Here is a 12,698-nt window from a genome sequence, read left to right as displayed (position 1 = left end):
CGGACCGAATTAAAGTATACTTCGGAGTATGTATGCTCATTTGTTTAAGTGTATTTCCGTTCGTAAATGATTCACGGAGCCTGTTAATTTTGTTCACTCAAATCTTCATCTTTGCTATTTTTGCAATGAGTTTTGATGTATTGCTTGGGTATACAGGAATTGTATCGTTCGGTCATTGTATGTTCTTTGGGATAGGAGCATATGGGGTAGCGCTTTTATTTGATCGACAAGGCGTATCAATAACGAACTTTTTAATTGGAATAGTAGCTGCAATTATCGTTTCAGCAATCGTTAGTTATATAATTGGTTTGCTTTCTTTACGATTGAAAAGTCATTTTTATGCAATGTTAACACTTGCTATTTCACAGCTATTTTTTGTACTTGCTGAAAAATGGCGTGGGCTTACTCACGGAGGAGATGGTTTTACATTTGGTGTACCAGACGTATTCCGTGATCGTTTTACGTTTTATTATGTAACACTTATATGTTTACTTATCATTTTTGTTCTGTTACGTCTTTTCACCAAATCTTCTATTGGAAAAGTATTAAAGGCAATTTCCCAAAATGAGCAACGTGTTGAAGCACTAGGATATAAAGTGCTTCATTATAAAATTATTGCTAGCATTGTTGCAGGAGTAGTAGCTGCGATTAGCGGTGGTTTATTTGTTATCACATTGCGTTTTGTTAATACGACTGTATTTTCAATTGAAATGACATTAAATGCATTATTGATGACGATGATTGGTGGGGTTGGAACGTTAATTGGAGCAATTGCAGGAGCTGGAATTATTGAATCTCTAAAATATTATTTATCAGAACTAGCTACAGAGTATCCGATCTTTGAACGATGGACGATTATTCTTGGTTTATTGTACATTATCGTATTGCTAGTTTTCCCGAAAGGATTAGTTGGCACGGTTAAGGGACTGAAGAATATGAAGCGGAATAAGAAGGAGAAAAGTGCAGAAGTGGAGCAAAATGTGTGAAAAATCAATTGTATAGAATATGAAAATCCCTCTTTTAGATTCATAAAGGAGGGATTTTTTATTAACCGAATAGTTCATCAGGGATTTGTTTGAAAGAGTTTTGATTTGTAAAAAAATGAACAGCTAATTTTTCAACTGGAACATCTTCAATTGGTACCAATTTATCATTTTTAATCGGCAAAAAGGCTATCCCTTTTCCGTCCTGAATAAACTCTTCCATAAGCGAATAAGAATCTAATTGTTGAAGTTGACGCTGAGATAAATTATTTTCTTTTAGAAATTGTATCGTCTTATTTCTAAAAGGGCACTTTTTGTCATTGCTAACGAAGAAGAGTTCCTTTGAATAGTCAATGATACATTTTTCTTGATCTTTTAGTAAGCCTATAGAAATTGAAGTAGTAAATACTTTTTTAAAACCTGCACCAGAATCATCCTCATAAGTGATGACCATATCAACTTTTTGTTGCTGCAGTAATTTTGGCAAATGACTACTATTTTCTACATATATTTGATAATTCATGAAATTTTCTTTAATACGCTTACTTAAATAATTAGTCAAAATCGATTGTGACGTCGCGATTATATAAGAAGACCCACTTGTTTTAATTTTATCTTTCGCTTCTTCTAATAGAGTTAATATTTGATTCGTGTAATCTAATAAAATGTCACCAGAAGGTAATAAGGAAACGCCTTTGTTATCTCTATGTAGTAAGGGTGTTTCTAATTCTTGTTCTAATTTTTTGATTCTTTCAGTTACGTTCGGTTGAACATAACCTAACTCTTTAGCAGCTTTACTAATAGAGCCCTCACTGGCTACAGTTTTGAATATAATAAGGTCATTTATTTCCATGTATCTCAGCCCCTTATGCACTATCATTATAAATGATACCAAACATAATTTATACCTATTTTACGTTAGCTACTTATCGATTTATCATAATGTATATAAGATTGAAAGCGAGTGATAAACATGATTGGAATGCAATATAAGGTCATTTTGCCAAAGGATTATGACATGGAAATTATTAAGAAAAGGGTAAAGGATAATGGTTATAAAACTGATGGTTTCCAAGCACTAAATTTTAAAGCTTATTTAATTACGGAAACGGAGAAAGACGGGAATTTTTATAACTGCTATGCACCTTTATATATTTGGAATGGGCATGAAGGGATGAATAAATTTATCTTTGAAGGGTATTACGATAATATTTTACAATCGTTTGGTTGGCAACAAATACATATAGGTGTTCCATTAGTTGTTAATCTAAGTGATGATTTTAAGAAATGTAAGTATGTTGTTGAATACGTGGGAGTATTTCTCAAAAGAATTCATTGATTGAAACTCAATTTAACTTTTTAATAAGAATGTCCAGAATACAGAAAATTGTAAAGGAATGTAATAGTGTATAACCCAGATAAGTGGGGATATAGTCAGTTTGAATTTTATGAAGTAAAGCCTGAAATTGAAGAGATAGAGGATATTACATTATATGAGGTTTTACACATTTCACAGTAGATGCGGAATTGAAATAGAAATAAATTATTTATAAAAATCCATTTTGATTCAAGTAATAATGTTCAAAATGGACTTTTCTTAATTATCTTATGTATATTCAAAACAAATTACTGCTTTTCTTAATTCTTTATTAAAGAATAAGTAAATACGATCGGCACCATAAGCTTGAAAATAATATCCTGTAACAAATCCAACATATGTAAAGGGATGTCCATATTCATCTTTTGGTACATATAGAAGATTCGTAAAGTCAAAAATTTCGTCTTCGTTATCGCAGTCTTCTAATAATTCTTCACCTTCTTCTGTCATAAAACGAACATCATCTAGGATACCATTTACCACAGGATAATTTAATCCCCAGCCATTTGTTTGTTTTTCAACAAACTCTTGTTCTAATACTTCTACAGATGTTATTTCTTTTCCTAAGCTAGAATAAGGATAAATTTTTTGATTACGTTGAAAATACTCTTTACGGATTTGATAATCTCTTTTATTACTCTCATAGGCTTGTTCTATTATGTCAGAATTATTTTGTTCGATTTCGAAATAATTCCAATCCGCTTCAAATTTATATTTTCCATTAATGACATCGAATCCTAATGTATCTGCTTTCGTAAAATTTGTGTGAAATGGTTTGGTGAAATCACCCACGCAACCATCATGGATTTCTTTTGCTGACACAATATGTACCCATTCGTCCAATTCTGGTTCAATACATTGTAAGTTTATAGAACAAATGGGTAAAAAGTGCTTTTTATGTTGTTCTAAATCATCATAAAATATGTCTTCATATTCAGGGAATGGTTTTATAAATTGTTTAGAAATATGCATGTTCTGCCCACCTTTACATTAGTGATTTGTTTAATTTTATCATTTTATTTTAATTTTTTCTTATTTAAAAATTTATGATACACATAGTTATGGGAATAAAGAGTTCGTAAGTAAGGTGGATGTCTTATTGTTAAAATTTTATCATATGTCGAACAGTTGAGAGATGAAGCAAAGTAAGACTTCATACTTATACATAGCCTTATTACATTCGACACATAACGACAATATGCTGTTCATTTATCTGTTAGTATAATATATAGTTTTTGAGGATTTTTATCATTTTTACATTGGGGGAAGGGAATTTATGTTTAAAAAAATCGCAACAGTCACTTTAGCAGGGACGTTAGCTTTCAGTTTATCGGCATGTGATGAGAAGAAAGAAGTAGCTAAAACTGTATCAAATAATAAGAAGGAAGAGCAAAGTAGTGCCAAAAAAGAAAATACGAAGAATGAAGATACAAGAGAATATAATGTTGAAAAAACTACTCAAATTAGAAATCAAAAATTAACAGTCCATAAAGTACAAATAGCACAAGTGGCAGAATATGATAAGCTGGAAAAAGGTAATGAGTTTGTTATTGTTCATGTTACAGTAGAGAATATTGGTAATCAAAAAGTTAGAATTAATCCATTAGATTTTTACCTTGAAAGAGGAGATGGAAGTATCGTGGACCATACATTTTCAACTAGTAATAAAAACGTTTTTAAAATTAAAGATGTAGATCCAAACGGTAAGATAACAGGAGCCATAACGTTTGAAGCGAAAAAAGGTGATTCTAATCTTGAATTAATTTATAGACCTGATGTTATGTCTAAAGAGGAAGTAAAGGTAGAACTTAAATGATATATCCTGTAAAAGCCCAATTGGTGTAAACAAGGGTTTTTTATGCAAACTTATACAGGTTTTACATGAAGACGGTATGCTCAAATGAATTTACGCTACGATAAAAGAAAATAATAGATTAGATGGTGTGAATTTCAAACATACGGTTTTGAAAACAAAAAATAAATGCATGATAAGGATTGGCGTTGGAGCTTAATCCTTTTTTTATGAAGATGTAGAGAATGGCAAGTAGAACTAATACTACACGAGTGATGCCTTTAGTTAAGTAAAAGTAAGTTGAGTTATATAAAAAATGTGATTTTCTCTTGCATTACTATCACTTGAGTGGTAAAGTGATAGTAAGATTCACGATAGGAAGTGATCAAACATGCGTGATAATACGATAGGATCATTAATATGGTTACGTTTAATACGATTTACGAACCAAAGTAATCAATTGTCAAATGAGTTTTTAAAACGTTTTGATTTAACGACAGCTCAATTTGATGTGCTTTTGCAAATACGTACGTATCAACCACTAACACAAATGGAGTTAGCTGAAAAGGTAACTGTTACACAAGGTGGCATTTCTCGAATGTTAACTCGTCTTGAAAAAGAAGGATATATTGTACGAAAACAAGATTGGAAAACGAAAACAATTAGTCTTACAGAGCAAGGAGAAGCAGCTTTAGAGAGAGCATTGCCAGAACAACTTGCATTTCAATCTTCGTTTTTTGATGATGTATTAAATGAAGAAGAGCAGAAAATATTATACGAGCTGATGACGAAAGTTCATAAGCATAGCGAAAAAAAAGAATTACCGCAAGAGTAATTTTTTTTTACACTATCAATTGACTAATCAAGTGATGGTGTAGGTAATACGGAGATAAACTTGACTTACCAACGTTTTTAGAAAAAAACTAATACTACTTTATTAAAGGGGAGAGTAACTATGGAAAAATACCGTATAGATACAAGAAAAGGAATTGAGTTTGGATTATATTCAATTGGTGATCATGTTTTAAATCCACATAATGGGGACAAAATTACGCCAGAGAAAAGAATTCACGAACTAATTGAAACAGCTAAGTTAGCAGATGAGGCAGGGCTTGATGTGTTTGCTGTCGGCGAAAGTCACCAAACACATTTTACAACGCAAGCTCATACAGTTATTTTAGGTGCGGTCGCGCAAGCTACGAAAAATATAAAAATTGCAAGTTCCGCAACGATATTAAGTACATCTGATCCAGTTCGAGTATATGAGGATTTCGCTACCATTGACTTGATTTCTAATGGACGTGCAGAAATTGTGGCTGGTCGTGGATCTCGTATTGGAGGATATAGTTTACTTGGTTATGACGTGAATGATTATGAAGAATTATTTGAAGAGAAGATGGATCTTTTATTAAAAATTAATAACGAGGAACATGTAACATGGAATGGACAGTTCAGAGCACCGCTCGCACATGCATCGGTTATTCCAAGAGCGAAAAATAATAACTTACCAATTTGGCGTGCAGTTGGAGGTCCACCAGCTAGTGCAATTAAAGCAGGACGTGCAGGTGTGCCAATGATGATAACAACACTTGGTGGTCCAGCAATTAACTTTAAAGTGTCAGTAGATGCTTACCGCGAGGCTGCTCAGCAAAGCGGATTTGATCCAGCTAGTTTACCAGTTGCGACAACGAGTTTATTTTATACGGCAAAAAATTCACAAGATGCACTTAGTGAATATTACCCTCACATTAATGCTGGTATGCTTACACTGCGCGGTGATGGGTATCCGAAACAGCAATTTACAAATGCAATAGATTACCGTGATGCTTTAATGGTTGGTAGCCCACAACAAATCATTGAGAAAATGCTTTACCAATATGAATTGTTTGGCCAACAACGCTTTATGGCACAAATTGATTTTGGCGGTGTACCATTTGATAAAATTGAGAAAAATATTGAATTAATTGCTACTGAAATTTTACCAGCCGTTAGAAAACATACAGCAAAATAAATAAAAAAACTGAGAGTTTAATCGACTCTCAGTTTTTTTATTTGTTCTGGAAAAATGACAAAAAAATGAACTTTTAGTCGAGGAAGAGGGAAGTTGTTTTCTATTTTTGAATAACATTATTTCGAGTTTGAATTTTGAAAATACATTTTTCTCTTGACAAAAAATAAGCATTTATCGTGGGTGCTTTCGAGGACATTTTTCCGAGTAAAAGTCAAGCGTATGAAGAAAAAACGATTGTTTTATAGATATAAAAGTAAGAAGTATATTGAAAAACACATTTTACTAATGAGAAAAATCTGATTCAAAAAATGACAAAAGACATATTTCAGACAAAATGATGTCAATAATACGTCAAAAATAACCTGAATTTACTATGCAGGTATATTATACAATTCGATTAACGAATAAAACACTACAGAAATAGTGAAAAGGTAAAAAATAGCATTACAATAGTTTGAAAAACTGAAACTTCATATTTTTCGACAATACATACAAAATGTTTTTGTCTTTTCGTATTTCTTAATAATTGAGTTTGATAAGATTGCTCAATTAACTTTTATTATAAAAACTATGAAGGAAGTGATTTTAGTATGGAAACGCTCGAATTGGCACGAATACAGTTCGCATCAACAACGATTTTCCATTACTTTTTTGTTCCGCTGTCAATTGGTTTAGCTTTTATTATTGCAATCATGCAGACGTTGTATGTGGTAAAGGGGCAAGAGGTATATAAGAAGATGGCAAAGTTTTGGACGCAATTATTCCTTATTAACTTTGCAGTAGGTGTAGTAACAGGTATTTTACAAGAATTTCAGTTTGGTATGAACTGGTCAACGTATTCACGTTTTGTAGGTGATGTATTTGGTCCCTCGCTTGCAATTGAAGGATTACTGGCATTTTTCATTGAGTCTACATTCCTAGGTTTATGGGTATTCGGTGAGGACAAATTACCGAAGCGAATTCACTTAATGTGTATTTGGCTCCTTTCAATTGGAACGATGTTATCAGCATTCTGGATTTTAACTGCAAGTGCATTTATGCAGTCACCTGTCGGGTATGAAATGGCAGCTGATGGTCGTGCGCAAATGAATGATTTCTTAGCCATTATTCAAAACCCACAACTATGGGTACAATTCCCGCATACAATTACAGCGGCAATTGCAACAGGTGCATTCTTTATTGCTGGTGTAAGTGCATGGAAAATTACAAAAGGACAAGAAACTGTAGTATTTAAAAAATCTTTCCGAATTTCTATCATTGTTGGAACAATTACAACGGCGCTTGTATTATTCTTTGGTCATGCACAAGCGCAACAATTAATTAAGACACATCCAATGAAGATGGCGGCAGCTGAAGCGCTATGGAATACAAGTGAGGATCCAGCACCATTTACAGTATTTTCGAAAATTGATACGGAGAAGAAAGAAAATTCGTTTGAAATTCAAATCCCTTATATGCTAAGTCTATTATCGTATGATAAGTTTAGCGGTCAAGTTGAAGGGATGAATCAAATTCAAAAACAATATGAGGAAAAATATGGACCTGGAGATTATATTCCTCCAGTGCATACAATGTTTTGGAGTTTTAGAGCGATGGTAATGAGTGGAACATTCATGCTTCTTCTAGGAGCTTACGGATGGTTCTTATCAAGAAAAGATCGTTTAGCTGAAAAAACGTGGTATTTAAAATTAATGGTGTATGCAATTTCTCTTCCATTCATCGGTAATACAGTAGGGTGGATTATGACTGAAATGGGTCGTCAACCTTGGGTAGTATTTGGTGTAATGAAAACAGAAGATGCTGTATCACCAAATGTAACATTCGGTGAAGTATTATTCTCACTTATTTCATTCACATCAATGTATTTAATTATGGGTGGAATTTGTGTGTACTTATTCGTTCGTACCATTAAGGGCCACACGAATAAGAAAACGAAAAAGGATTATCAAAGCCATGATCCATTTGATAAGGAGGAAGAGTATGTTATCTCTTAATGAGTTGTGGTTTTTAGTTATTGCAATCTTGTTTGTTGGATTCTTCGTACTGGAAGGTTTCGATTTTGGTGTAGGAATGGTTTCGAGGTTTTTAGGAAAGAATGATTTTGAAAAACGAGTTTACTTAAATACAATAGGACCGTTCTGGCACGCGAATGAAGTATGGCTTGTTTGTGCTGGTGGAGCCATGTTTGCGGCATTTCCGCACTGGTATGCAACTTTATTTAGTGGTTTTTATATTCCATTTGTATTTATGCTTCTTGCTTTAATTTTAAGAGGTGTTTCCTTTAAATTTCGTGCGAAAATAGATAATCATAAATGGAAGAGTGCATGGGATTGGGGGATGTTTATTGGAAGTATGTTACCTCCTATCCTTTGGGGAGTTGCGATTGCAAACTTTATGATAGGTGTACCTATTGATGAGAGTAAAAATGTTGTAGGTGGATTCTTGCAATTACTTCATCCATTTGCGTTACTTGGAGGAGTAATGTTTCTCCTACTATGTATTGTTCACGGATTACAATTTCTTACGATACGTACAACTGGTAAATTGAGAGAACGTGCACGAATTGCTGCAATAAAAATTGCACCATTTTCATTACTTACACTTCTTGTTTTTGCTGGTGTGGGGTTATGGAAAACCGACATTTTCACTGCTCATGGAACAGAATGGATTATGGTACCAATCGGAGCTTTTGTAGCACTATTAGTGTCCACTTTATTAAATAAAAGAAGAAGAGATGGTTGGGCTTTCTTTATGACGAGTTTAACGATCATTTTACTAAGTGCGAGTGTATTTATCGGTATGTTCCCACGTGTTATGATTAGCTCTTTAGGAGCAATGAATGATTTGACAATTTACAACGCAGCATCAGGAGCTTATGCATTAAAACTTATGACTTACTTTGCGATTGCTATTTTGCCTTTCGTTATCGGAAGTCAAATATGGAGTTATTATGTATTTAGACAACCTGTTAAGTCAGACAACGATTTGGAGTACTAATGAAAAGAAAAAGAGGACTTCCGTCTTATCCCGGTAGCCGTATTTTATATGTAGCGTTAACGATTATTAGTATTTTAGAAGCTTTTAGTATTATTGCGCAAACAATCTTTTTAGCACGAGCTATTACGTTTTTATTTCATGGAGAGACAGTACAAACAATATTAAGTGAAGTTGTTTATTTTGGTATCGCGTTTGCAGCGCGTAACATAGTAGTTCGAACATCACAAATATTAGTGGAACGTTTTGCTGAAAAAACAGGGTCGTTACTAAGAAAACAATTGATAGAGGCATATTTCACATTAGGTCCAAGGTATGTTCAAACTGTTGGAACTGGTCATCTGGTTACCTTATCAATTGAGGGGATTGAGAAATTTAAAACATATATTGAATTAACGATTCCTAAAATGATTAGAAGTAGTATCGTTCCAGGTCTAATTGTACTATATGTTTTTACGCTAGATATTGAGTCTGGAATCATTTTAGTTGTAACGATTCCTATCGTGATCATATTTATGATTCTTCTCGGATTAGCAGCGCAAAAAATGGCAGATAGTCAGTATGAGATATATCGTGTACTTTCGAATCATTTTGTAGATACGTTAAAAGGTTTAGAAACATTAAAGTATTTAGGGAAAAGTGAACAGCACGAAGGAAAGATTGAAAAAGTAAGTAAAAGATATAGAAAAGCAACGATGCGTACTTTGCGAGTTGCTTTTCTTTCTTCTTTTGCATTAGATTTCTTTACGAGTTTATCAATTGCGTTTGTGGCAGTTGGATTAGGGATACGTTTAATAGATGGAACGATTATACTATTACCAGCCCTTACAATTTTGATTTTAGCTCCGGAATATTTTCTGCCGATTAAACAAGTGGGAGCAAATTATCATGCGACATTAGATGGACAAATTGCGATGGAGCAAATAGAAGAGATTTTGCAACAACAAAAAGGAATACAAAAGAAAGATTTAAATGAAGATATAGTATGGAATGCCTCTAGTAGCTTGAAATTACAAGATATCAAAGTTAATAATACTGAATCTGAAAAGGCTATATTAGAAGGAATTAATTTTACTTGGGAAGGTAACGGTGCTATTGGTGTTATTGGTGAAAGTGGTGCAGGGAAATCGACGTTAATCGACGTATTAGCAGGTTTTTTATCTCCTTCGAGTGGAAAGATTTTAGTAAATGGTGTAGAAGTTGATGGATCTACTCGTGAAGATTGGCAAAAAAATATTGCTTATATTCCGCAGCAACCTTATATTTTTCCGCTTTCATTAAAGGATAATATTCGTTTTTATGAAACAAATGCAACAGATGAAGAAGTTGAAAGAGTTATTAATGAAGTCGGCCTTCGTTCACTCGTTACATCACTTCCAAATGGGATACACGAAAGAATTGGAGAAGGTGGACGTATGCTAAGTGGCGGACAAGAACAGCGTGTTGCTATGGCGCGTGCGCTTTTAAGTAAAAAACCAATCATTTTATTAGATGAGCCTACGGCACATCTTGATATTGAAACCGAATTTGAAATAAAGCAAGCGATGTTACGTCTATTTAATGGAAAGTTAGTATTTTTAGCAACTCACCGTCTACATTGGATGAAACAAATGGACCATATTCTTATTCTAAATAAAGGGGAAATGAAAGAAAGTGGGACGTATGAAGAACTTTTAGAGAATGAGACATTACATTTTCATAGGGAAGAGAGGGGAGAGAAATGAGTAACTGGGTTAAACCTTATATAAAACAAAATAAAGGTAGAATGACTTTAACTATTTTCCTTGGTCTTCTTGGAGTTAGTTCAGGAGCGATGTTACTTTTTATTTCAGGTTATTTGATCTCAAAATCTGCCCTTAGACCAGAAAATGTAATGGCTGTATATGTTCCTATTGTTGCAACAAGAGCGTTTAGTATAGGGCAAGCTGTATTTCATTATATAGAGCGTCTAGTCGGACATGATGTCGTACTACGTATATTAGAAAAAATGAGAACGAGGCTATATAGAATAGTGGAACCACAGGCGTTATTTTTCCGTTCTCGATTTCAAACGGGTGATATGTTAGGAGTGTTATCCGAAGATATAGAGCATTTGCAAAACCTATATTTACGTACAATATTTCCTAGCATATTAGCGCTAGTTGTTTATAGTATCTTCGTACTTGTTATCGGTGCATTTGATTTTGTTTTTGCACTTATTGTAGGTTGTATGTTAGCTATTATCGTTTTTCTTCTTCCGTTTGTATCATTACTTTTGATGAAGAAACATCATGTTACTTTAAAGCAAGGAAGAAACCGTTTGTATCAACAACTGACAGATGCTGTTTTTGGATTATCTGATTGGCAAGCAAGTGGTCGTAAAGATGAATTTATTAATGAGTATGTAAAACAAAATGATCAGTTGTTAAAAATCGAAAAGAGAGTGAAACGCTGGTATCATATTCGGGACAGTATCATTCAATTAGTAGTAGGTATTGTAGTTATTTCGATGATCATATGGACTGGGAATGAAGCGGCAAGTGAACAAATTGCTCCTACAGTTATCGCAGCTTTCGTATTAATGACTTTATCTGTAACAAACGCGCTTATTCCTATTGCAGATGCCATCGATCGAATACCGTCGTACGTAGAATCTACCCATCGTCTTAATGGCGTAGAAAGTGATAGTGTTTTACATGATGAAACGGATTTGCATGGAGAGAAAGATTATATTGAACCAAAACATGTAGATATTGAACTGAATCACGTATCGTATAGTTATCCAGATAGTAATGAGATTGTATTAAAAGATGTATCATTACAAATAAAAGCAGGGAAGAAAATTGCTATTTTAGGGAGAAGTGGGACAGGGAAATCTACTTTACTAAAATTGTTAACAGGGGCGTTAAGCCCAGTAAATGGACAAGTTGTATTGAATGGTGAACGAGCTCATACGAATCTTTTAGCTAAATATATTTCTGTATTAAATCAAAAGCCGCATTTGTTTGATACGACAATTGGAAATAATGTACGAATTGGCAAACCGGAGGCGACGGATGAAGAGATATGGAAAGCTTTAGAGAAAGCACAATTAGCTTCACATGTTACTTCTCTTCCAGACGGATTACAAACAAAAATGCATGAAATGGGAAAGCGGTTTTCTGGTGGGGAAAGACAAAGGGTTGCTTTTGCTAGAACTCTTATGCAAGAAACACCAATTATTGTACTTGATGAACCGACTATCGGTTTAGATCCAAAAACAGAATTGTCTTTAATCGAAACAATGTTTTCTGCAACGGAAGAAAAGACGGTTATTTGGATTACGCACCATCTTGTAGGAATAGAACATGTAGACGAAGTTATATTCCTTGATCGTGGCCAAATTGTCATGCAAGGTAGTCATAAACAACTTCTGAAAGAAAATGAAAAGTATCGTAAACTTTATGAGTTAGATAAAGGAATATGATTTGAATAAGCAATAATTGTAAAAATAGCTACGCCTAATGGTGGAGCTATTTTTTTGTTAGATTGCAGGTGTATATGATTGTTACGAATTAAAAA

Annotated in this window: 10 protein-coding genes and 1 pseudogene; 9 read left to right on the top strand and 2 right to left on the bottom strand. The window is 33.6% G+C overall.

Annotation, left to right across the window (positions count from 1 at the left end):
- The first annotated feature begins 32 nt into the window (after positions 1-32).
- Positions 33-986: a branched-chain amino acid ABC transporter permease gene (locus tag IQ781_RS06070; protein ID WP_002040965.1), complete on the top strand. Its 954-nt coding sequence runs from the start codon at positions 33-35 to the stop codon at positions 984-986.
- A 61-nt stretch (positions 987-1,047) separates the two neighbouring features.
- On the opposite strand, the gene IQ781_RS06065 is transcribed toward IQ781_RS06070, so the two are convergent.
- Positions 1,048-1,836, bottom strand: coding sequence for a LysR family transcriptional regulator (locus IQ781_RS06065; RefSeq protein WP_000405005.1), 789 nt, complete (start codon positions 1,834-1,836; stop codon positions 1,048-1,050).
- Positions 1,837-1,956: 120 nt separating this feature from the next.
- Between IQ781_RS06065 and IQ781_RS06060 the strand changes: the two are divergent.
- Positions 1,957-2,502: pseudogene (locus IQ781_RS06060) on the top strand (DUF4865 family protein).
- Between the two features lie 87 nt (positions 2,503-2,589).
- Here the strand turns inward: IQ781_RS06060 and IQ781_RS06055 are convergent.
- A complete protein-coding gene (locus IQ781_RS06055) occupies positions 2,590-3,333 on the bottom strand; it encodes a hypothetical protein (protein ID WP_000548215.1) in 744 nt (247 codons plus the stop codon).
- 304 nt (positions 3,334-3,637) lie between these two features.
- Here IQ781_RS06055 and IQ781_RS06050 point away from each other — a divergent pair, with 304 nt between their 5' ends.
- The 7 genes from IQ781_RS06050 (at position 3,638) to cydC (ending at position 12,603) form a co-directional block, all read left to right on the top strand.
- Positions 3,638-4,177 carry a DUF4352 domain-containing protein gene (locus tag IQ781_RS06050; RefSeq protein ID WP_000473156.1) on the top strand — a complete coding sequence of 180 codons (540 nt, stop codon included), beginning with the start codon at positions 3,638-3,640 and terminating at the stop codon, positions 4,175-4,177.
- 367 nt (positions 4,178-4,544) lie between these two features.
- Positions 4,545-4,988, top strand: coding sequence for a MarR family winged helix-turn-helix transcriptional regulator (locus IQ781_RS06045; protein ID WP_001205510.1), 444 nt, complete (start codon positions 4,545-4,547; stop codon positions 4,986-4,988).
- 120 nt (positions 4,989-5,108) lie between these two features.
- The gene (locus IQ781_RS06040) at positions 5,109-6,164 is read left to right on the top strand and encodes an LLM class flavin-dependent oxidoreductase (protein ID WP_000417543.1); all 1,056 of its coding nucleotides are present in this window, start codon (positions 5,109-5,111) and stop codon (positions 6,162-6,164) included.
- Between the two features lie 590 nt (positions 6,165-6,754).
- Complete coding sequence (cydA, locus tag IQ781_RS06035; RefSeq protein ID WP_000448870.1) at positions 6,755-8,158, top strand: cytochrome ubiquinol oxidase subunit I; 1,404 nt, start codon at positions 6,755-6,757, stop codon at positions 8,156-8,158.
- On the top strand, positions 8,145-9,161 hold the full coding sequence (cydB, locus tag IQ781_RS06030; protein ID WP_139846985.1) for a cytochrome d ubiquinol oxidase subunit II: 1,017 nt from the start codon (positions 8,145-8,147) through the stop codon (positions 9,159-9,161). The genes cydA and cydB overlap by 14 nt, the downstream gene beginning before the upstream one ends.
- A complete protein-coding gene (cydD, locus tag IQ781_RS06025) occupies positions 9,161-10,882 on the top strand; it encodes a thiol reductant ABC exporter subunit CydD (protein ID WP_000824035.1) in 1,722 nt (573 codons plus the stop codon). The genes cydB and cydD overlap by 1 nt, the downstream gene beginning before the upstream one ends.
- On the top strand, positions 10,879-12,603 hold the full coding sequence (gene cydC / locus IQ781_RS06020) for a thiol reductant ABC exporter subunit CydC (RefSeq protein ID WP_000073643.1): 1,725 nt from the start codon (positions 10,879-10,881) through the stop codon (positions 12,601-12,603). The genes cydD and cydC overlap by 4 nt, the downstream gene beginning before the upstream one ends.
- Positions 12,604-12,698 lie beyond the last annotated feature (95 nt).

Source organism: Bacillus sp. N447-1 (assembly GCF_022701035.1).
In the GTDB taxonomy this organism is placed as follows: domain Bacteria; phylum Bacillota; class Bacilli; order Bacillales; family Bacillaceae_G; genus Bacillus_A; species Bacillus_A cereus.
This window is presented reverse-complemented; position numbering and strand designations above follow the sequence as displayed.